A 20,570-nucleotide genomic window follows, 5' to 3' on the forward strand; every position below is an offset into this window, starting at 1 on the left:
CGCTTTCGCGCGTTGGTGGCTGCCGCTGGACTGATGTTGATGGCAGTAACCGTCAACGCTGTGGCCGATTCAAAGGTCAACAGCGTGCGCCTGTGGCGGGCGCCGGACAACACGCGACTGGTCTTTGACCTCAGCGGCCCGGTGCAGCACAGCGTTTTCACCCTGACAGCCCCGGACCGGCTGGTGATCGACATCAACGGCGCCACCCTCGGCGCGCCGTTGAACGTGCAGACCGCGAACACGCCTATCACCGCGATGCGCTCAGCCCAGCGCACGCCGACCGACCTGCGCGTGGTCATCGACCTGAAAAAAGCCGTCACCCCGAAAAGCTTCTCGCTGGCGCCGAACGCGCAGTACGGCAACCGTCTGGTGGTCGATCTGTTCGACAACCCGGCCGATGCCGCGCCGCCGCCAGCCCCGACGCCATCGGTAGCGACCGTGCCGGCGGTGCCGGTGACTCCGACCGAACCGGCGATCAAGCTGCCGCCAGCCCCGGCTGGCAAGCGCGACATTATCGTCGTGATCGATGCCGGCCACGGAGGGGAAGATCCGGGCGCGTCCGGCTCGCGCGGCCAGCGTGAGAAAGACGTGGTGCTGCAGATCGCCCGCGAATTGCAGCGTCAGGTCAACGGCATGAAAGGCTTCCGCGCCGAGCTGACCCGTACCGGCGACTACTTCATTCCTTTGCGCGGGCGTACCGAAATCGCCCGCAAGAAGGGCGCCGACCTGTTCGTCTCGATCCACGCCGACGCTGCGCCGTCCGCGGCCGCTTTCGGTGCTTCGGTGTTCGCCCTGTCCGATCGTGGCGCTACCTCCGAGACCGCCCGCTGGCTGGCCGACAGTGAAAACCGATCCGACCTGATCGGTGGTGCCGGCAACGTCAGCCTCGACGACAAGGACCGCATGCTCGCCGGCGTGTTGCTCGACCTGTCGATGACTGCGTCGCTGACTTCCAGCCTCAACGTCGGCCAGAAGGTGCTGACCAATATCGGTCGCGTTACGCCGCTGCACAAACAGCGTGTGGAACAAGCCGGGTTCATGGTGCTGAAGTCGCCGGACATCCCGTCGATCCTGGTCGAAACCGGCTTTATCTCCAACGCCAACGAAGCGAACAAGCTGTCCGCATCGAGCCATCAGCAAGCGCTGGCCCGTTCGATCAGCAGCGGCGTGCGCCAGTTCTTCCAGCAGAATCCGCCGCCGGGCACCTACATCGCCTGGCTGCGTGATTCCGGCAAGATTGCCCAAGGCCCGCGCGACCACCGTGTCGGCCCGGGGGAAACCCTGGCGATGATCGGCGTGCGCTATCAGGTCTCGCCGGCCACCTTGCGCGCCGCCAACAATCTGAAAAGCGATGAGCTGAAAGTCGGTCAGCACCTGACCATTCCAGGCACCGAACTGGCGTCGAAAGAATGAACCAGGTAATGAACACGGCGCGCATCGAGCTGCTCAGCCCCCGGCTGGCGAACCAGATTGCCGCCGGTGAGGTGGTCGAGCGCCCGGCTTCGGTGATCAAGGAGTTGCTGGAAAACAGCCTCGACTCTGGCGCCAAGCGTATTGACGTCGATGTCGAGCAGGGCGGCGTCAAGTTGCTGCGCGTGCGCGATGACGGCAGCGGTATTTCCGCCGATGACCTGCCGCTGGCCCTGGCCCGTCACGCCACCAGCAAGATTCGCAATCTTGAGGATCTCGAACAGGTGATGAGCCTGGGTTTCCGTGGCGAGGCGCTGGCGTCGATCAGCTCCGTGGCGCGTCTGACCCTGACCTCGCGCACCCGCGATGCCGATCAGGCCTGGCAGGTCGAAACCGAAGGCCGGGACATGGCGCCGCGCGTGCAGCCGGCGGCGCATCCGGTCGGCACTTCGGTGGAAGTCCGCGACCTGTTCTTCAACACCCCGGCCCGGCGCAAATTTCTCAAGACCGAAAAAACCGAATTCGATCACCTGCAGGAAGTGATCAAGCGTCTGGCGCTGGCGCGCTTCGACGTGGCTTTTCATCTGCGCCACAACGGCAAGACGATCCTCAGCCTGCACGAGGCCCACGATGATGCGGCCCGCGCACGGCGTGTGGCGGCGATCTGCGGTTCGGGGTTCCTTGAGCAGGCGTTGCCGATCGAGATCGAACGCAATGGCTTGCACCTGTGGGGATGGGTCGGTTTGCCGACCTTCAACCGTAGCCAGGCTGACTTGCAGTATTTCTTTGTGAACGGGCGGGCGGTGCGCGACAAACTGGTGGCCCACGCGGTACGCCAGGCTTATCGCGACGTACTGTTCAACGGTCGGCACCCGACCTTCGCGCTGTTTTTCGAGGTCGATCCTGCAGCGGTAGATGTCAACGTGCACCCGACCAAGCACGAAGTGCGCTTCCGTGACGGGCGCATGGTCCACGATTTTCTGTATGGCACGCTGCACCGCGCGTTGGGCGATGTGCGTCCGGAAGATCAACTGGCCGGCTCGGTCACCACGGCGATCGTTCGGCCGAGCGGGATCGAGGCGGGCGAATTCGGCCCACAGGGCGAGATGCGTCTGGCCGCCAATGCGCTGCTGGAGCAGCCGCAGGCGCAACCGGCGTTCAACACGTCATCCGGGGCCAGCGCTGGCGGCGCTTATCAGTATCAATACACGCCGCGTCCGCAATCGGCGCTGCCCGCTGCCGAGGCTCAAGCCGCTTACAAAGAGTTTTTCGCGCCGCTGCCTGAAGCCAATGCCAGCGCGCTGCCGACCGGTCAGGAAGATATCCCGCCGCTCGGCTATGCACTGGCGCAGCTAAAAGGCATCTATATCTTGTCCGAAAACGCCCATGGCCTGGTGCTGGTGGACATGCATGCCGCCCACGAGCGAATCATGTACGAGCGCCTGAAAATCGCCATGGCCAGCGAAGGTCTCAGTGGCCAGCCGTTGCTGGTGCCGGAATCGCTGGCGGTCAGTCAGCGCGAGGCCGATTGCGCTGAAGAACACGCCGCTTGGTTTCAGCGTCTTGGTTTTGAATTGCAGCGACTGGGGCCGGAAACCCTGGCGATCCGGCAGATCCCGGCGTTGCTCAAGCAGGCCGAAGCCAATCGACTGGTCGGCGACGTGCTCTCTGACCTGATGGAATACGGCACCAGTGACCGTATCCAGGCGCACCTCAACGAACTGCTCGGCACCATGGCCTGCCACGGCGCGATCCGCGCCAACCGGCGTCTGGCCCTGCCGGAAATGAACGGTCTGCTGCGCGATATGGAAAACACCGAGCGCAGTGGTCAATGCAACCATGGCCGACCGACCTGGACCCAATTGGGCCTGGACGATCTGGACAAACTGTTCCTGCGCGGTCGCTGATGAGCCAGCTGCCTCCAGCGATTTTCCTGATGGGCCCGACCGCTGCGGGCAAGACCGATCTGGCCATCGAGCTGACCAAGGTGTTGCCGTGCGAGTTGATCAGTGTCGATTCGGCGCTTGTCTACCGCGGCATGGACATCGGCACGGCCAAGCCTTCGCAAGAACTGCTCGCCGAATACCCACACCGGCTGATCGACATTCTCGACCCCGCTGAAGCGTATTCCGCTGCCGATTTCCGTCGCGACGCGTTGCAGGCCATGGCCGAAATCACTGGGCGAGGAAAGATCCCGCTGCTGGTCGGCGGCACCATGCTCTATTACAAGGCTCTGGTCGAAGGTCTGGCGGACATGCCGGCAGCCGATCCCGAGGTCCGCGCGCAGATCGAGGAAGAAGCTGCACGCCTCGGCTGGCAAGCCCTGCACGAACTGTTGGCGCAGATCGATCCGGTGTCGGCGGCGCGCATCCATCCCAATGATCCGCAACGCTTGAGTCGGGCACTGGAAGTGTATCGAGTCAGCGGGCAGAGCATGACCGCTCTGCGCGAGCAACAATCTGTGCAAAGTACTGAAGCAGCCGCTTCGGGACGGCAACAATTGCCCTATACTGTCGCGAACCTGGCCATTGCTCCGGCGAATCGTCAGGTTCTGCACCAGCGAATTGAACAAAGATTCACAAATATGTTGGAACAGGGATTCATCGACGAGGTCGTAGCCCTGCGTAAAAGAAGTGACCTGCATTCGGGGTTGCCGTCTATACGTGCGGTAGGCTACCGCCAAGTCTGGGATTACCTGGACGGCAAGCTGACATTGGCCCAGATGCAGGAGCGGGGCATCATCGCCACGCGCCAATTGGCCAAACGCCAGTTTACCTGGCTGCGCAGCTGGGACGATTTGCATTGGCTGGACAGTCTTGATTGCGACAATCTGCCACGCGCCTTGAAATACCTTGGGACCATCTCCATATTGAGCTGAGTCCTTGCAATTGCCGTCTATCCTTGGGGGTGTGACGGCCGAAGCCATCTGAATTTCCCTGTTTTTATTATTGAATCCTTAAAGGAGTGCGGCACATGTCAAAAGGGCATTCGCTACAAGACCCTTACCTGAACACTTTACGTAAAGAGAAAGTCGGGGTTTCCATCTATCTGGTCAACGGTATCAAGCTGCAAGGGACGATCGAGTCGTTCGACCAGTTCGTGATCCTGCTGAAAAACACCGTAAGCCAGATGGTCTACAAACACGCTATCTCGACCGTCGTGCCGGTTCGTCCAATTCGTCTGCCTAGCGCAACCGAAAACGAACAGGGCGATGCCGATGCAGCGCCGGGTAACGCCTGATAGGAGTCTCCTTTGTTCTTTGAGCGCCACGGTGGTGGTGAACGAGTCATCCTCGTTCACTTGGATGGACAGGACCCTGAGGCGCGCGAAGATCCGCAGGAGTTTCAGGAGTTGGCAAATTCAGCTGGCGCCGAGACCGTCGCGTTTTTTAACGTGCCGCGTCATCGGCCAACCGCCAAATATCTGATCGGCAGCGGCAAGGTCGAGGAGCTGCGCGACCTGGTCAAGGCTGAAGAAGCCGATCTGGTGATTTTCAATCACATCCTCACGCCCAGTCAGGAACGCAACCTTGAACGTGTCTTCGAGTGTCGCGTGATCGACCGCACCGGGCTGATTCTCGATATTTTCGCCCAACGCGCACGCACCCATGAGGGCAAGCTGCAGGTCGAACTGGCCCAGCTTGACCACATGAGCACGCGGCTGGTTCGCGGCTGGACTCACCTTGAGCGTCAGGGTGGCGGTATCGGTATGCGCGGTCCGGGTGAAACCCAGCTGGAAACCGACCGCCGTCTGCTGCGGGTTCGCCTGCGCCAGATCAAGGGGCGGCTGGAGAAGGTGCGCAGTCAGCGCGAGCAGTCGCGCCGTGGCCGATCCCGTGCGGACATCCCTACCGTTTCGCTGGTGGGATACACCAACGCCGGCAAATCGACACTCTTCAACAACGTGACGAAGTCCGAGGTGTACGCGGCCGATCAGTTGTTCGCCACGCTCGACCCGACCCTGCGCCGGCTGGAGCTTGACGACCTCGGTCCCATCGTCCTCGCCGACACCGTGGGGTTCATTCGTCACCTGCCACACAAGCTGGTCGAGGCATTTCGGTCTACGCTCGAAGAGTCGAGCAATTCCGACCTGCTATTGCACGTGATCGATGCGGCCGAACCGGATCGCATGTTGCAGATCGAGCAGGTGATGGTGGTGCTGGGCGAGATTGGTGCCCAGGACTTGCCGATCCTCGAGGTCTATAACAAACTCGATTTGCTTGAAGGCGTCGAGCCGCAGATCCAGCGCGATGCCGATGGCAAGCCGCAACGGGTCTGGCTCTCGGCGCGTGATGGCAGCGGTCTGGAATTGCTTGAACAGGCTATCGCCGAGTTGCTCGGCAGTGATCTGTTCGTCGGTACCTTGCGCTTGCCGCAACGATTCGCTCGGCTGCGTGCGCAGTTTTTCGAACTCGGGGCGGTGCAGAAAGAAGAATACGATGATGAAGGTGTCAGCCTGCTGGCCGTTCGTTTGCCCCGGATCGAGTTAAATCGATTGGTAAGCCGCGAAGGATTGCAGCCGATGGAATTCATCGAGCAACACACTTTGCAATAAAAGCCTGACAAAGCGGTTGTGCCGCAACGGCAGGCATTCTGTAGCATTGGTCGGCGCGCCGTGGGTGCGTCTTTGCTTTATCAGATGGAGAGCGCTATGGCTTGGAATGAGCCGGGTGGCAACTCGAATAATCAGGATCCCTGGGGTGGCAAGCGCCGCAATAACGGCGACCGCAAGGGACCACCGGATCTCGACGAGGCCTTCCGAAAGCTGCAGGAAAGCCTGAACGGGTTGTTCGGTGGTGGTAAGAAACGCGGTGATGACGGCGGCGGGTCGGGGCGCAGCAGTGGCGGCTTCGGCGGTCTGCTCGGCATCGGCCTGGTCGTGCTGGCGGCTGTGTGGCTGTACAGCGCGGTCTACGTGGTGGACGAGCAGGAGCAAGCCGTGGTGCTGCGCTTCGGCAAGTACTACGAGACTGTCGGCCCGGGCCTGAACATCTACTTCCCGCCGATCGACAAGAAGTACATGGAGAACGTGACGCGTGAGCGTGCGTACACCAAGCAGGGCCAGATGCTGACTGAAGACGAGAACATCGTCGAAGTGCCGCTGACCGTGCAGTACAAGATCAGCAACCTGCAGGACTTCGTGCTGAACGTCGATCAGCCGGAAATCAGTCTGCAGCACGCGACCGAAAGTGCACTGCGTCACGTGGTCGGTTCTACCGCCATGGACCAGGTGCTGACCGAAGGTCGTGAATTGATGGCCAGCGAAATCAAGGAGCGTCTGCAACGTTTCCTCGATACCTATCGCACCGGTATCACCGTCACCCAGGTCAACGTACAGAGCGCAGCAGCACCGCGTGAAGTGCAGGAAGCTTTCGATGACGTGATCCGCGCCCGTGAAGACGAGCAGCGTTCGCGCAACCAGGCTGAAACCTACGCCAACGGCGTTGTGCCGGAAGCCCGTGGTCAGGCCCAGCGCATCATCGAAGATGCCAACGGTTATCGCGACGAGACCATCTCGCGCGCCAAGGGTGAGGCCGATCGCTTCACCAAACTGGTCGCCGAGTATCGCAAGGCACCTGAAGTCACCCGCGAGCGTCTGTACCTGGACACCATGCAGGAAGTCTTCAGCAACACCAGCAAGGTGCTCGTGACCGGCAACAAGAACGGCCAGAGCAATCTGCTTTACCTGCCGTTGGACAAAATGATCCAGAACAGCTCGGGCAACGCACCGGTGACCGGTTCGGCCGCCAGCAACAACACGGACGTCACGCCGCATGTCACTGACGTGCCGCAGACGCGTACAAGGGAGACCCGCTGATGAGCAATAAATCGCTGATCGCCCTGATCGTTGGCGTCGTTGTGGTACTGGTGGGCTGGAATTGCTTCTACATCGTCGCTCAGACCGAGCGCGCGGTGCTGCTGCAATTCGGTCGTGTGGTTCAGGCGGATGTCCAGCCAGGTCTGCATGTGAAAGTGCCTTACGTCAACCAGGTGCGCAAATTCGATGCGCGTCTGCTGACGCTGGATGCGCCGACGCAGCGCTTCCTGACCCTGGAAAAGAAAGCCGTGATGGTCGATGCCTACGCCAAGTGGCGGGTGAAAGATGCCGAGCGCTTCTACACCGCGACTTCGGGTCTGAAGCAGATCGCCGACGAACGTCTGTCCCGTCGTCTGGAGTCCGGTCTGCGTGACCAGTTCGGCAAGCGCACCCTGCACGAAGTGGTGTCGGGTGAGCGTGATGCGCTGATGGCTGACATCACTGCATCGCTGAACAAGATGGCGGAAAAAGAGCTGGGTATCGAAGTGGTTGATGTCCGGGTCAAGGCCATTGATCTGCCGAAGGAAGTGAACCGCAGTGTGTTCGAGCGTATGAGCACCGAGCGTGAGCGTGAAGCTCGCGAGCACCGCGCCAAGGGTAACGAGCTGGCCGAAGGCATCCGTGCCGACGCCGATCGTCAACGCCGCGTGCTGCTGGCCGAAGCCTATCGTGAATCCGAAGAGGTTCGCGGTGACGGTGACGCCCAGGCAGCTGCGATCTACTCCAAGGCCTACGGTCAGGATCAGGAGTTCTACGGTTTCTACCGTAGCCTGCGTGCCTACCGTGAAAGCTTCGCGAACAAATCCGACGTCCTGGTCCTCGACCCAAGCAGCGACTTCTTCCGTTACCTGGAAAAAGCCAAACCTTGATACGACGTTGACCTGAATCATTCCGCCCGGCGGCTAAAACCTCGGGCGGGGTGATCCTTTCGGAAAACGTGTGTATGATGCGGCAGCCGGGAAATTCCCGGCTTTTTTGCGTCTGCACGTTTGATTGCTGTTTTTGTTGCAGGCATCGGGTTTGAATAGCCCGAGCGTTTTTCGAGGAAAGTGATGGGCGAAGCCGCCAGCCGGCCTTTCGCTGCGTCGTTCATGCGCGTGCGTTTTGAACGCTCCGGTCATTTTCTGCTTCACTCAAGGCTCGCCTAGTGCTGGCCGCCCGGATCAAAGGGGAATGGCGTAATGGCAACGGTAGACCGCTGGCTGCTGCCAGATGGCATCGAAGAAGTACTGCCACCGGAGGCGGCGCGCATTGAAGTCGCGCGTCGTCAGGTGTTGGATCTGTTCCAGAGCTGGGGTTACGAGTTTGTCGTGACTCCCCATATCGAGTACCTGGAATCCCTGCTGACCGGCGCGGGCCAGGACCTGGATCTGCGTACCTTCAAGGTCATCGACCCGCAATCGGGCCGGCAGATGGGTTTCCGCGCCGACATCACGCCGCAAGTGGCGCGTATCGATGCGCACACCCTGCGCCGCGAAGGCCCGAGCCGTCTGTGCTACGCAGGCAGTGTCCTGCACGCCCAGCCGCGTGCATTGTCGTCCTCGCGCAGCCCGATCCAGCTGGGCGCCGAGCTGTACGGCGACGCCAGCCCGAGCAGCGACGTCGAAGTCATCAGCCTGATGCTGGCCATGCTGCAACTGGCCGATGTGCCGGACGTGCACATGGACCTCGGCCATGTCGGCATCTATCGTGGTCTGGCTCGCGCCGCCGGTCTATCCGGTGAAGTCGAGCAGCAGTTGTTCGATGCCCTGCAGCGCAAGGCCATCGATGAAGTGATTACCCTGACCGAAGGCCTGCCGACGGATCTGTCGGGCATGCTGCGCGCACTGGTTGATCTGTGCGGCGGCCGTGAAGTTTTGAGCGCTGCCCGCGAGCGTCTGGCCAATGCGCCGGCGCCAGTGCTGGCGGCGCTGGAAGACCTGCTGGCGATCGCCGAACGTCTTTCCGTGCGCTTCCCGCAGCTGCCGCTGTATTTCGACCTCGGCGAGTTGCGCGGCTACCACTACCACACCGGTGTGGTGTTCGCGGTGTTCGTGCCGGGCGTTGGCCAGTCCATCGCTCAGGGCGGTCGTTACGATGACATCGGCGCTGACTTCGGCCGCGCGCGTCCGGCGACCGGTTTCTCTACCGATTTGAAAACCCTGGTGACCCTGGGGCGTGCTGAGATCGAGCTACCGTCTGGCGGTATCTGGATGCCTGACAGTACGGATGCGGCACTCTGGCAGCAGGTTTGCCAGTTGCGCAGTGAGGGTCAGCGTGTCGTTCAGGCCTTGCCTGGACAACCTTTGGCCGCCGCCCGTGATGCGGACTGCGACCGGCAATTGATTCAGCAGAACGGGCTTTGGCAAGTATCGCCACTGGCTTCTTGAGTTTTCCTGCCGGCCATCGCCGGCACCAAGTTTGCGCGAATGAGGACAAGTGTTATGGGTAAGAATGTCGTAGTCCTGGGCACCCAGTGGGGTGATGAGGGCAAAGGCAAGATCGTTGATCTGCTGACCGAACATGCTGCCGCCGTAGTGCGCTACCAGGGTGGCCACAACGCGGGTCACACGCTGGTGATCGACGGCGAGAAAACCGTCTTGCACCTGATTCCGTCGGGCGTGCTGCGCGAAGGCGTGCAATGCCTGATCGGCAACGGCGTGGTGGTTGCACCTGACGCCCTGCTGCGCGAGATCACCAAGCTGGAAGAGAAAGGCGTACCGGTGCGCGAGCGCTTGCGTATCAGCCCGTCCTGCCCGCTGATCCTGTCCTTCCACGTCGCGCTGGACCAGGCCCGTGAAAAGGCCCGTGGCGAGCTGAAGATCGGTACTACCGGTCGCGGCATCGGCCCGGCGTACGAAGATAAAGTTGCCCGTCGTGGCCTGCGTGTCGGCGACTTGCTGAACATGCCACGCTTCGAAGACAAGCTGCGTGAACTGGTGGATTACCACAACTTCATGCTGGTCGGTTACTACAAAGAGCCAGCCATCGAATTCGAAAAGACCCTGGCCGAGTGCAAGGAATACGCTGAGCTGCTCAAGCCGCTGATGCTCGACGTGACTGCCGAGCTGCACGACCTGCGTCGTGCCGGCAAGGACATCATGTTCGAAGGCGCGCAAGGTTCGTTGCTCGACATCGACCACGGCACCTACCCGTACGTGACCAGCTCCAACACCACTGCGGGTGGCGTGGCGACCGGTTCGGGCGTTGGTCCGATGTTCCTCGACTACATCCTGGGCATCACCAAGGCTTACACCACTCGCGTCGGTTCCGGTCCGTTCCCGACCGAGCTGTTTGACGAAGTCGGTGCACACCTGGCCAAGCAGGGTCACGAGTTCGGCGCTACCACCGGCCGTGCCCGTCGCTGCGGCTGGTTTGACGCCGTCATCCTGCGTCGCGCTATCGATGTGAACAGCATCTCGGGCATCTGCCTGACCAAGCTGGACGTACTCGACGGTCTGGAAACCATCAACATCTGCGTCGGCTACAAAGACGCGCAAGGCAATGCTGTTGCCCCGACCGATGCTGACAGCTACGTAGGCCTGCAGCCTGTGTACGAAGAAGTGCCAGGCTGGAGCGAATCGACCGTGGGTGCAAAAACCCTGGAAGAGCTGCCGGCCAATGCTCGTGCCTACATCAAACGCGTTGAAGAGTTGATCGGCGCGCCGATCGACATTATTTCGACGGGCCCGGACCGCAACGAAACCATCGTTCTGCGTCATCCGTTTGCTTGATAAGTCGTTGATGTAAAAAACAAAGGCCCCTTAATCGGGGCCTTTGTCGTTTATGCCTGTTGGACGGCATGACCTTTGCTGTGAATCTGTCTACAAGAGTGCCATCAAATTAATGGCGTCAGAAGTAGAGGGATTTAAAGTGTCAGCCGTTCTCTCACTGTTACAAAGCCGTTTGTTGCGGCCAGTGTTCGTTACCCTTGGTATCGCCCTTTTGGTGCAGGTGTTGGTGGCGGTTGCCCTGACGCGGAGCACGGTGACCGCGCTGGAAGCCGATCTGGCTGTGCGCCTGGGTGCCGACAGCCAGAAACTCTCCGGTGAACTGGAGCAGGCCGGGCGTGAAGTCACTTCAAGTCTTGATGCGTTATCGGCCAGCACTCGTCAGCGCCTGACGGTCGGCCTGTCCGCGCGTCTGAAAGAAGAGCAGGCGCAGCTGCGAGCGACGCTGGAAAAGGATCTGAAGGATTCGGCCAACGACATGGCGCAGTTGCTTGCATCCGTAGCGCCGCGTGCCATGTGGGACAGCGACGTGCCGACGCTCTCGGAGTTCGCCCGCCGCGCCCAGCGCAATCCCAACGTGCTGTTCGTGGTGTATGACGACGCCACCGGCCAGCATCTGACCCGTTATCTCAACCGTGAAAACCCGATCAACAAGGCCTTGCTGGAAAAAGGTCAGGGCGAGCGCGCGCTGGATAAAGTGCTGGATGCGGCGAAGAATGATCCTTCGGTCTACTACCTCGAGGCCTCGATCAATCCCAACGGCGTGGAAATCGGCAAAGTGCTGATGGGTGTGTCCACAGCCTCGGTGGAAACCGATCTGGCCGAGCTCGACAAGCGCTTCCTGGCGCTGATTGCCAGCAGCGATCAACTGGTCGGCGACAGCCTTAAAGGCGCAGCGGCGGACAGCGCCAAAGCGATGCAGGCGCGCCTGCAATCGGCGCAAGCCACCGCTGGTGAAATGAAAGCCAACACCGCACAAACCGTTCAGGAAGCTGCCGCCACTCTTCGCTGGCGCATTGGCCTTGGCCTGGCACTGGTCGGTTGCGGCGTGCTGCTGTTGCTGGCCGTGGTGCTCGGTCATCGGGTGGTCAATCGTCTGAAAATGCTCAATGCAGCGATGGACGATCTGGCAGCAGGCGAGGGTGATCTGACCAAGCGTGTGCAGATCAACAGCAAGGATGAAATCGGCGACATGGCCTCAGCGGTCAATCGCTTCGTGGATAAATTGCAGCCGATCGTACGCGAGGCGGGTGATGTCGCTCAGCGCACTGGCGTGGAAATCGGCGCGATGACTTTGCGCAACGCTGGCGCCGATGCGGCTGCCGGAATGCAGCGCGATGAAGTTGCAGAAAGCCTGCGCGCGCTGTCGCAAATGGCAGACGAGGCGCAGTCGGAAAGTCAGGCGATGCAGGCGGCGCTCAAGCAGGTTGTCGATATTCGTCAGGCCACCGATGAGAACACCCGGACTTCGGCGAAGGTTGGTAGCCTGATCGAAGCGCTGGCCGGGCAGGTCGATACCGGGGCGAAGGTTATCGAGCGACTGGCGCAGCAGAGCGAGCAGATTGAGGTGGTGCTGACGGTGATTCACGGCATCGCCGAACAGACCAACCTGCTGGCATTGAACGCTGCGATCGAGGCGGCGCGGGCCGGTGAGACCGGGCGTGGTTTCGCCGTGGTCGCCGATGAAGTTCGTGCGCTGGCGAGCAAGACGCAAAGCTCCACGGGTGATATTCAAGCGCACATCGTCGCTCTGCAACAGGGCGCACGTGAGGCAGTCGAGGCGATTGGCCAGGCCGGACGGCAGGCCAGCGAAGGTTTGCTGGTCTTGCGCGACAGTGCGCGCTTGCAGCAATCGGTGCAGGCTTCGGTCGAGCAGGTGCATGCGGCGATCGGTCTGGCGACGCAAGCAGCAGCGCATCAGGCGCAGGGTGCACAGGCAGTGCGTGGGCGCGTCGAAACGATTCACGCCCAAGCCGAGAAAGCGGCGCAGGCAGTGGTGGAAACCACGGCCAGTGGCAAGGTGCTGGATGGTCTGGCGGCGCAGTTGAAGGCTAGCCTGGGGCAGTTTCGCGCTTGATGTTATCCGGGCTGGCATCTTCGCGAGCAGGCTCGCTCCCACAGGGAAACTCAATCCATTGTGGGAGCGAGCCTGCTCGCGAAAGCGGTATCAGCGGCTCAGATACATCCGCGTCGTCAGCAGATAAACCGGCAGCCCCGAGACCACAATCAACAACGCCGCATAAGGCGCCGCCGCCGCAAACTCGACATTCGCCGTATGCGCCCAGACCTCGGTCGCCAATGTATTGAGTCCGGTTGGGCTGAGCAGCAACGTTGCCGTCAGTTCCTTCATCGCATCGAGAAACACCAGCGCAAACGCCGCGCCCAGTGCCGGGAAAATGATCGGCAAGGTCACCCGGCAAAACGCCGTGAACGACGATGCGCCCAAGGTCCGCGCCGCTTCTTCCAGCTGTGGCGCAGCCTTGTTCAGTGCCGTACGAATCGGCGCCTGCGCCAGTGGCAGAAACAGCAGCGCATAGGCGATCAGCAGCAAGCCCGACGTCTGATACAGCACCGGCACGTAATGCAGGGCGAAATACACCAGCGTCAACGCAATCACCAGGCCCGGCAGCGCGTGCAGCAGATAAGGCAGGCGTTCGGCCCAGATTGCCAATTGGCCTTTGTAGCGCACCACCAGCAGCCCGACCGGCACTGCCAGCGCCAGGCACAACGCCGCGCCGCCCAACGACAATGCCAGCGATGACAGCAGCGCCTCAGTGATCGCTGCTACCGGGAATGCCGCCGACGAACCGACCGCCAGCCAGTAGGCCAACATGCCCAGCGGAACGCCGCTGCCGATAATCGCCAGCAACAGGCAATACAACTGACCTGCCGCAGCCCATGGCCCAAGCTTTACTTGCTCAGCCTGTCGCGCTGCACCTTGGCCGGTGCGCACATGCCGGCCCTTGCCGCGCACCCGCAGTTCCAGCCACAACAGCAGCAGGCACAGCGCCAGCAACACCGCCGAAAGCATCGCTGCGTTGGCGTTACTGAATTCCAGTTCGAATTGCTGGTAGATCGCCGTGGTAAAGGTCTGCAAACCGATGATCGACAGCGCGCCGAATTCCACCAGCATGTGCAGGGCAATCAGCAGCGAACCGGCCAGCAGCGATGGCCACAACAGCGGCAGGGTGACGCGGAAAAACACGCCCCAGCGATTCTGTCCCAGCGTGCGGGCGGATTCTTCGAGAGAGGGATCGAGATTGCGCAGGGTCGCCGCGACTGGCAGGAAGATCAGCGGATACTTCGAAAGGCTCATCACCAGAATCGCTCCGCCGAGGCCTTCGAACTGCGCACTCAGCGACACCCAGGTGAAGCTGCTGACAAACGCCGGCACCGCAAACGGCAGGCACAGGATCACGCCCCACAGGCGTCGCCCCGGCAGATTGCTGCGCTCCAGCAGCCATGCCAGCGACAGACCGATCACGGCGCAGGTGATCGTCACGCCGACCATCAGTGCCAAGGTGTTGCGCAACAGGCCAAACACGTACGGGCGCCACAGCAAATGCAGCGCCTCGGCCCAGCCGGCTTGCCAGGCTTTCACCCCGACGTAGGCCAGTGGCAGCAGGCTTAGTACCACCAGTAGCAATACCGGCAGCACCAGCCAGATCGACGGCCGTTTGCGTCTTGGTACGTAATCCCCGCGCGCGGCGGGGGCCGATAACGGTGCTGCCATCAGTTCAGGCCAACTTCGCGTTCCAGTTCCAGCGCTTCTTCAGCGTTGCCCAGGTCCGCCGGGGTAACGTTCGGCGCTTCCAGTTCGCTGAACGGCTTGAGGCCGCGATCCGATTCCATGCCTTTGTGCAGCGGGTATTCAGCGGTGGTCTGAGTGATCACGCGCTGACCTTCTTCGCTGGCCATGAAGGCGAGGAATTGCTGGGCTTCTTTTGGATGTTTGCTGGATTTCAGCACGGCAGCGCTGGACACGGTGATCAAGCCGCCAGCGTCGCCGCCGGTGAAGTAATGCAATTTGGAATCGAGCTTGCCTTTCTCGCGTTGCAGGGCGAACCAGTAGTAGTTGTTCACCAGTACGGTGGCGACTTCACCGTTTTCCACCGCTTTGAGCGCGACCATGTTGTTACTGTAGGTCTTGCCGAATGCGCGCAGGCCGGTCAGCCATTCTTCGGCGGCGTCACGACCGTGCAGCTTGATGATCGCTACGGCCTGCTCCTGGAAGGCGCCACTGGTCGGAACGAAGCCGACCTTGCCCTGCCACTGCGGCTCGGAAAATTCCATCACCGATTTCGGCAGGTCTTTTTCATCGATCAGTTTCGGATTGAACGCGACCACGCGTACGCGGGCGGTAACGCCGATCCAGGTGCCATTGGCGGCGACGTATTTTTCCGGCAGAACTGCCAGCGTGGCGTCATCGGCCTTGGCCAGCAGACCCTGTTCGCCGAGGTTATTCAGCGGCGGCGACTCTTCGGTGTAGATCACATCGGCGGGGGAGCGGTCGCCTTCTTCGATGATCTGGCTGGCGAGCTGGTTGCTGCTGCCTTTGCGCACGTTGACGTGGATGCCGGTCTTGGCTTCGAAAGCCTTGGCAATCGCGTCGCCGACTTCCTTGTGCTGGCCGTTGTAGAGAGTCAGGGAAACCGCATCGGCAGCCTGGGTGAGGGGAGTGGCGAGTGCCAGGCCGAGGAGGGTGAAGGTCAGGCCTCGGCGCAGGGTATTTCGAAACGTCATTCGCAGGGTTCCTCACTGTCGCATTGCAAAAACTTGCAACAATGATAAACGATATTGTTTCTCATGTGCGCCTTGTGGGGCGACTGGCAGTCTTGTAGGGATGGCGAAATTCAGGAAGCCAGAAACGCAAAAACCCGCTTTCGCGGGTTTTTGTGAAATCCAAGGCGTGAACCTTGAATTTGAATTGGTGCCCAGAAGAAGACTCGAACTTCCACGACCGTAAGGTCACCAGCACCTGAAGCTGGCGTGTCTACCAATTTCACCATCTGGGCAATCATCGCAAGCGTTGCCGCTGTTGATGTGGCGCACTATACGGAGGCCTTTTTGATCTGTAAACCCCTGATTTGGTTTTAATAAATCAGTGTGAACAAAAGCTTTCCCGCAAATGCAAAAAACCCGCTTTCGCGGGTTTTGTGTGAGTCTTGAAACTGATCTAGTCTCAAACTCGAAATTGGTGCCCAGGAGAAGACTCGAACTTCCACGACCGTAAGGTCACCAGCACCTGAAGCTGGCGTGTCTACCAATTTCACCACCTGGGCATCATCGAAAGCGCTTGTGCGTCGTCGATGGCGCGCACTATACGGAGCGCCTTTTTAACTGTAAACCCCTACTGCAGAAAAAACTGAATTTTTTTACCAGCGGCGTTCAAAACCCTATCAGAGCGTCGATACAGGGCCATGCAAAGCCTTATAGAAGCGGAAATTTCCCGTTTCCCGGCGCCTATGCCAAACTAACCCGCATATAGACAAGGTGAAAACTCTCTAATGGCCGATTGGCAGTCCCTCGATCCCGAGGCCGCTCGTGAAGCGGAAAAATACGAAAACCCTATTCCCAGCCGCGAACTGATCCTGGCGCACCTCGCCGATCGGGGTTCGCCTGCTGCCCGCGAGCAACTGGTCGAAGAGTTTGGTCTGACCACCGAAGACCAGATCGAGGCCCTGCGCCGCCGCTTGCGCGCCATGGAGCGCGACGCTCAACTGATCTACACCCGCCGTGGCACTTACGCGCCGGTGGACAAGCTCGACCTGATCCTCGGCCGCATCAGCGGTCACCGTGACGGTTTCGGCTTCCTGGTGCCGGACGACGGCAGCGACGACCTGTTCATGAGCCCGGCGCAAATGCGTCTGGTGTTCGACGGTGACCGCGCGCTGGCCCGGGTTTCCGGGCTCGACCGTCGTGGTCGCCGTGAAGGCGTGATCGTCGAAGTAGTTTCCCGCGCTCACGAAACCATCGTCGGCCGCTACTTCGAAGAAGGCGGTATCGGCTTCGTCGTTGCCGACAATCCGAAGATTCAGCAAGAAGTGCTGGTCACCCCGGGCCGCAACGCCAATGCGCAGATCGGTCAATTCGTCGAGGTGAAAATCACCCACTGGCCAACGCCGCGTTTCCAGCCGCAAGGCGATGTGGTCGAAGTGGTCGGCAACTATATGGCGCCGGGCATGGAAATCGACGTTGCTCTGCGCACGTACGATATCCCGCACGTCTGGCCTGAGGCAGTTGTAAAAGAAGCCGCCAAGCTCAAGCCGGAAGTCGAAGAAAAAGACAAAGAGAAGCGCATCGACCTGCGTCATCTGCCGTTCGTCACCATCGACGGCGAAGATGCCCGCGACTTCGACGATGCGGTCTACTGCGAAGCCAAACCGGGCAAGCTGCGTCTGTTCTCCGGTGGCTGGAAGTTGTACGTGGCGATTGCCGACGTTTCCAGTTACGTGAAGATCGGCTCGGCGCTGGACAACGAAGCTCAGGTTCGCGGCAACTCGGTGTACTTCCCCGAGCGCGTGATTCCGATGCTGCCGGAGCAACTGTCCAACGGCCTGTGCTCGCTGAACCCGCAAGTCGATCGTCTGGCCATGGTTTGCGAGATGACCATCTCCAAGTCCGGCGAAATGACCGACTACTGCTTCTATGAAGCGGTGATCCATTCCCACGCCCGTCTGACCTACAACAAGGTCAGCGCGATGCTGGAAACGCCGAAGGCTACCGAAGCGCGCAAATTGCGTGGCGAGTACACCGACGTCGTCCCGCACCTCAAGCAGCTCTACGCGTTGTACAAGGTATTGCTGGCCGCCCGTCACGTGCGTGGCGCGATCGATTTCGAAACCCAGGAAACACGGATCATCTTCGGCTCCGAGCGCAAGATCGCGGAAATCCGTCCGACCGTGCGCAACGATGCGCACAAGCTGATCGAGGAGTGCATGCTGGCCGCCAACGTGGCCACTGCCGAATTCCTCAAGAAGCACGAAATCCCTGCGCTGTATCGCGTTCACGCCGGTCCGCCGCCAGAGCGTCTGGATAAGCTGCGCGCATTCCTTGGTGAGCTCGGCCTTTCCCTGCACAAGGGCAAGGACGGTCCGTCGCCGAAGGATTATCAGGCTTTGCTCGCGAGCATCAAGGATCGTCCGGATTTCCATCTGATCCAGACCGTCATGCTGCGTTCGTTGAGTCAGGCGGTGTACAGCGCTGAAAACGACGGCCACTTCGGCCTGAATTACGAAGCCTATACCCACTTCACCTCGCCGATCCGTCGTTATCCGGACCTGCTCACGCACCGCGCGATCCGCAGCGTGATCCATTCGAAACAGGACACCCCGCACGTTCGTCGTGCCGGTGCGATGACCATTCCGAAAGCGCGCATCTATCCCTACGACGAAGCGGCGCTGGAGCAGCTTGGCGAGCAGTGCTCGATGAGCGAGCGCCGTGCCGACGAGGCGACCCGTGACGTGGTGAACTGGCTCAAGTGCGAGTTCATGAAGGATCGCGTGGGCGAATCGTTCCCGGGCGTAATCACCGCTGTTACCGGTTTTGGTCTGTTCGTCGAGCTGACCGATATCTACGTCGAAGGCCTGGTGCATGTCACCGCGCTGCCGGGCGATTACTACCACTTCGATCCTGTGCATCACCGCTTGGCGGGCGAGCGCACCGGTCGCAGTTTCCGTCTTGGCGACACCGTTGAAGTACGCGTCATGCGCGTCGACCTTGATGAGCGCAAGATTGACTTCGAGATGGCCGAGAAAACCATCAGCGCGCCGATCGGTCGCAAGAAACGTGGCGCCGAAACCGCTGCGCCTGCTGCCAAGGCTGCGGAAGAAAAGGCTCCAGCGAAAACCGCCAGCCGTCGTCCGGCCAAGGAAAAGGTTGCCGAAGCCTATCGTCCGAGCGATGCCGTGGCGAAAAACGCCGAGCTGCGCAAAAGCCGTGAATTGAAGAAGGCCTTGCTGGCCGATGCGAAAAACGGTGGTAAAGCGGCGTCCGGGGGAAAGACCGGACGGTCGGCGCCTGACAGGGCGACCGACGGCAAGCCAGCCAAACCGAGCAAACACCGTAAGGGCCCGCCAAAAGCGGGTTCCGCTCCAGCCAAAAGTGGCGGGGCGCGTAAACCGAAGGCGAAGTCATGAGTCAGTTGGAAAAAATCTACGGCGTTCACGCGGTAGAAGCGTTGCTGCGTCACCACCCCAAGCGCGTCAAGCAGATCTGGCTGGCGGAAAGCCGCAACGATCCGCGCGTGCAGACGCTGGTCGAGCTGGCCAACGAAAACCGTGTTCAGGTCGGCCAGGCCGAGCGTCGCGAAATGGACGCCTGGGTTGAAGGCGTGCATCAGGGCGTTGTCGCTGAAGTCAGCCCGAGTCAGGTCTGGGGCGAGGCGATGCTCGACGAGTTGCTCGATCGCACCGAAGGCGCGCCGCTGTTACTGGTGCTCGACGGCGTGACCGATCCGCACAACCTCGGCGCCTGCCTGCGTTCGGCCGATGCGGCCGGTGCGCTGGCGGTGATCGTGCCGAAAGACAAGTCGGCCACGCTGACCCCGGTGGTGCGTAAAGTTGCCTGCGGCGCGGCGGAAGTGATCCCGCTGGTGGCCGTGACCAACCTGGCGCGCACGTTGGAAAAACTCCAGCAGCGCGGTTTGTGGGTAGTCGGCACCGCTGGTGAAGCCGAGGTCAGCATTTATGAGCAGGACCTGACCGGTCCGACCATCCTGATCATGGGCGCCGAAGGCAAAGGCATGCGTCGCCTGACCCGCGAGCACTGCGACTATCTAGTGAACCTGCCGATGGCCGGCAGCGTCAGCAGCCTCAACGTCTCGGTCGCCACCGGCGTGTGCCTGTTCGAAGCCCAGCGCCAGCGCGGTGCAAAAGCCAAGGCTACTGCGAAGAAGTCCTGACCTGCTGCAAATCCCCTGTAGGAGCTGTCGAGTGAAACGAGGCTGCGATCTTTTGATCTTGCTTTGAAAAAGTCAAAGTCAAAAGATCGCAGTCTTCGGCAGCTCCTACACGGGTCGCCCGGTGATTGTTCAAATAATCACCAATTGCCTTGCGCGCCCGCAGTCCCTTCTCTACAATTGCGCCCCTTGCTGTGACGGCAGGCACGCATGTGCCCCGCGCCAGCAAGTCCATAAGTGTCATTCACTCCTTGTCTGACCGTTTTTGAGCGGCAGGCTACAACCCGTAAGGAGCATTCATGCGTCATTACGAAATCATCTTTCTGGTCCACCCGGATCAGAGCGAGCAAGTCGGCGGCATGGTTGAGCGTTACACCAAGCTGATCGAAGAAGACGGCGGCAAAATCCACCGTCTGGAAGACTGGGGCCGTCGTCAACTGGCCTACGCAATCAACAATGTTCACAAGGCTCACTACGTGATGCTGAACGTTGAGTGCACTGGCAAGGCCCTGGCCGAGCTGGAAGACAACTTCCGCTACAACGATGCAGTGATCCGTAACCTGGTCATCCGTCGCGACGAAGCCGTTACCGGCCAGTCCGAGATGCTCAAGGCTGAAGAAAACCGCAGTGAGCGCCGTGAGCGTCGCGACCGTCCTGAGCACGAAGGCGCCGAAGGCACCGACAGTGATGACAGCGACAACAGCGATAACGCTGACGAGTAATCCACGGACCTT

Annotated in this window: 16 protein-coding genes and 2 tRNA genes; 13 read left to right on the plus strand and 5 right to left on the minus strand. The window is 60.7% G+C overall.

Annotated elements, in window-relative coordinates; genetic code table 11:
* Nucleotides 1–33 precede the first annotated feature (33 nt).
* The 7 genes from AB4N85_RS24440 (at nucleotide 34) to hflC (ending at nucleotide 8,096) form a co-directional block, all read left to right on the plus strand.
* Nucleotides 34–1,413, plus strand: coding sequence for an N-acetylmuramoyl-L-alanine amidase (locus AB4N85_RS24440; RefSeq protein ID WP_370593506.1), 1,380 nt, complete (start codon nucleotides 34–36; stop codon nucleotides 1,411–1,413).
* Nucleotides 1,410–3,317: a DNA mismatch repair endonuclease MutL gene (gene mutL / locus AB4N85_RS24445; protein ID WP_024011367.1), complete on the plus strand. Its 1,908-nt coding sequence runs from the start codon at nucleotides 1,410–1,412 to the stop codon at nucleotides 3,315–3,317. Before AB4N85_RS24440 ends, mutL begins: the two co-directional genes overlap by 4 nt.
* A complete protein-coding gene (gene miaA / locus AB4N85_RS24450; protein ID WP_460066214.1) occupies nucleotides 3,317–4,288 on the plus strand; it encodes a tRNA (adenosine(37)-N6)-dimethylallyltransferase MiaA in 972 nt (323 codons plus the stop codon). The genes mutL and miaA overlap by 1 nt, the downstream gene beginning before the upstream one ends.
* A gap of 95 nt (nucleotides 4,289–4,383) precedes the next feature.
* Nucleotides 4,384–4,650 carry an RNA chaperone Hfq gene (gene hfq / locus AB4N85_RS24455; RefSeq protein ID WP_016771947.1) on the plus strand — a complete coding sequence of 89 codons (267 nt, stop codon included), beginning with the start codon at nucleotides 4,384–4,386 and terminating at the stop codon, nucleotides 4,648–4,650.
* 12 nt (nucleotides 4,651–4,662) lie between these two features.
* Complete coding sequence (gene hflX / locus AB4N85_RS24460; protein ID WP_041480728.1) at nucleotides 4,663–5,964, plus strand: ribosome rescue GTPase HflX; 1,302 nt, start codon at nucleotides 4,663–4,665, stop codon at nucleotides 5,962–5,964.
* A 96-nt stretch (nucleotides 5,965–6,060) separates the two neighbouring features.
* Nucleotides 6,061–7,227: an FtsH protease activity modulator HflK gene (hflK, locus tag AB4N85_RS24465; protein ID WP_024011368.1), complete on the plus strand. Its 1,167-nt coding sequence runs from the start codon at nucleotides 6,061–6,063 to the stop codon at nucleotides 7,225–7,227.
* A complete protein-coding gene (gene hflC, locus AB4N85_RS24470; protein WP_016771945.1) occupies nucleotides 7,227–8,096 on the plus strand; it encodes a protease modulator HflC in 870 nt (289 codons plus the stop codon). The genes hflK and hflC overlap by 1 nt, the downstream gene beginning before the upstream one ends.
* Nucleotides 8,097–8,113: 17 nt before the next feature.
* On the opposite strand, the gene AB4N85_RS24475 is transcribed toward hflC, so the two are convergent.
* The gene (locus tag AB4N85_RS24475; RefSeq protein WP_143497950.1) at nucleotides 8,114–8,320 is read right to left on the minus strand and encodes a hypothetical protein; all 207 of its coding nucleotides are present in this window, start codon (nucleotides 8,318–8,320) and stop codon (nucleotides 8,114–8,116) included.
* Between the two features lie 88 nt (nucleotides 8,321–8,408).
* Here AB4N85_RS24475 and AB4N85_RS24480 point away from each other — a divergent pair, with 88 nt between their 5' ends.
* The 3 genes from AB4N85_RS24480 (at nucleotide 8,409) to AB4N85_RS24490 (ending at nucleotide 13,014) form a co-directional block, all read left to right on the plus strand.
* The gene (locus AB4N85_RS24480) at nucleotides 8,409–9,596 is read left to right on the plus strand and encodes an ATP phosphoribosyltransferase regulatory subunit (protein ID WP_041480727.1); all 1,188 of its coding nucleotides are present in this window, start codon (nucleotides 8,409–8,411) and stop codon (nucleotides 9,594–9,596) included.
* Nucleotides 9,597–9,650: 54 nt separating this feature from the next.
* Entirely contained in the window at nucleotides 9,651–10,940 is a 1,290-nt protein-coding gene (locus AB4N85_RS24485) for an adenylosuccinate synthase (RefSeq protein WP_016771943.1), read from the plus strand.
* 139 nt (nucleotides 10,941–11,079) lie between these two features.
* Nucleotides 11,080–13,014, plus strand: a complete 1,935-nt coding sequence (locus AB4N85_RS24490) for a methyl-accepting chemotaxis protein (RefSeq protein ID WP_041480726.1) — start codon at nucleotides 11,080–11,082, stop codon at nucleotides 13,012–13,014.
* A 90-nt stretch (nucleotides 13,015–13,104) separates the two neighbouring features.
* Here the strand turns inward: AB4N85_RS24490 and AB4N85_RS24495 are convergent, their stop codons facing one another.
* From AB4N85_RS24495 to AB4N85_RS24510, 4 genes are all read right to left on the minus strand, one after another.
* The gene (locus AB4N85_RS24495) at nucleotides 13,105–14,670 is read right to left on the minus strand and encodes an ABC transporter permease (RefSeq protein ID WP_252868706.1); all 1,566 of its coding nucleotides are present in this window, start codon (nucleotides 14,668–14,670) and stop codon (nucleotides 13,105–13,107) included.
* Entirely contained in the window at nucleotides 14,670–15,680 is a 1,011-nt protein-coding gene (locus AB4N85_RS24500; RefSeq protein ID WP_016771941.1) for an extracellular solute-binding protein, read from the minus strand. Before AB4N85_RS24500 ends, AB4N85_RS24495 begins: the two co-directional genes overlap by 1 nt.
* Nucleotides 15,681–15,865: 185 nt before the next feature.
* Nucleotides 15,866–15,952, minus strand: a tRNA-Leu gene (locus AB4N85_RS24505).
* 180 nt (nucleotides 15,953–16,132) lie between these two features.
* Nucleotides 16,133–16,219 (minus strand) — tRNA-Leu (locus tag AB4N85_RS24510).
* A gap of 225 nt (nucleotides 16,220–16,444) precedes the next feature.
* Between AB4N85_RS24510 and rnr the strand changes: the two genes are divergently transcribed.
* The 3 genes from rnr to rpsF all read left to right on the plus strand — a co-directional run bounded on the left by rnr (nucleotide 16,445) and on the right by rpsF (nucleotide 20,558).
* A complete protein-coding gene (gene rnr, locus AB4N85_RS24515) occupies nucleotides 16,445–19,075 on the plus strand; it encodes a ribonuclease R (protein WP_460066221.1) in 2,631 nt (876 codons plus the stop codon).
* Nucleotides 19,072–19,839: a 23S rRNA (guanosine(2251)-2'-O)-methyltransferase RlmB gene (gene rlmB / locus AB4N85_RS24520; protein WP_252868707.1), complete on the plus strand. Its 768-nt coding sequence runs from the start codon at nucleotides 19,072–19,074 to the stop codon at nucleotides 19,837–19,839. The genes rnr and rlmB overlap by 4 nt, the downstream gene beginning before the upstream one ends.
* A gap of 296 nt (nucleotides 19,840–20,135) precedes the next feature.
* Nucleotides 20,136–20,558, plus strand: a complete 423-nt coding sequence (gene rpsF, locus AB4N85_RS24525) for a 30S ribosomal protein S6 (protein ID WP_016771938.1) — start codon at nucleotides 20,136–20,138, stop codon at nucleotides 20,556–20,558.
* The last annotated feature ends 12 nt before the right edge of the window (nucleotides 20,559–20,570 follow it).

The organism is Pseudomonas sp. H1_G08 (genome assembly GCF_054681355.1).

What these genes read in the sequence shown, in the direction of transcription:
- mutL (WP_024011367.1), top strand. Translation starts at nt 1,410, where the DNA reads ATGAACCAGGTAATGAACACGGCGCGCATCGAGCTGCTCAGCCCCCGG.
- hfq (WP_016771947.1), top strand. Translation starts at nt 4,384, where the DNA reads ATGTCAAAAGGGCATTCGCTACAAGACCCTTACCTGAACACTTTACGT.
- hflK (WP_024011368.1), top strand. Translation starts at nt 6,061, where the DNA reads ATGGCTTGGAATGAGCCGGGTGGCAACTCGAATAATCAGGATCCCTGG.
- rnr (WP_460066221.1), top strand. Translation starts at nt 16,445, where the DNA reads ATGGCCGATTGGCAGTCCCTCGATCCCGAGGCCGCTCGTGAAGCGGAA.
- AB4N85_RS24485 (WP_016771943.1), top strand. Translation starts at nt 9,651, where the DNA reads ATGGGTAAGAATGTCGTAGTCCTGGGCACCCAGTGGGGTGATGAGGGC.
- AB4N85_RS24480 (WP_041480727.1), top strand. Translation starts at nt 8,409, where the DNA reads ATGGCAACGGTAGACCGCTGGCTGCTGCCAGATGGCATCGAAGAAGTA.
- miaA (WP_460066214.1), top strand. Translation starts at nt 3,317, where the DNA reads ATGAGCCAGCTGCCTCCAGCGATTTTCCTGATGGGCCCGACCGCTGCG.
- hflC (WP_016771945.1), top strand. Translation starts at nt 7,227, where the DNA reads ATGAGCAATAAATCGCTGATCGCCCTGATCGTTGGCGTCGTTGTGGTA.
- AB4N85_RS24500 (WP_016771941.1), bottom strand. Translation starts at nt 15,680, where the DNA reads ATGACGTTTCGAAATACCCTGCGCCGAGGCCTGACCTTCACCCTCCTC.
- AB4N85_RS24475 (WP_143497950.1), bottom strand. Translation starts at nt 8,320, where the DNA reads ATGAACGACGCAGCGAAAGGCCGGCTGGCGGCTTCGCCCATCACTTTC.
- AB4N85_RS24440 (WP_370593506.1), top strand. Translation starts at nt 34, where the DNA reads ATGTTGATGGCAGTAACCGTCAACGCTGTGGCCGATTCAAAGGTCAAC.
- rpsF (WP_016771938.1), top strand. Translation starts at nt 20,136, where the DNA reads ATGCGTCATTACGAAATCATCTTTCTGGTCCACCCGGATCAGAGCGAG.
- rlmB (WP_252868707.1), top strand. Translation starts at nt 19,072, where the DNA reads ATGAGTCAGTTGGAAAAAATCTACGGCGTTCACGCGGTAGAAGCGTTG.
- AB4N85_RS24495 (WP_252868706.1), bottom strand. Translation starts at nt 14,670, where the DNA reads ATGGCAGCACCGTTATCGGCCCCCGCCGCGCGCGGGGATTACGTACCA.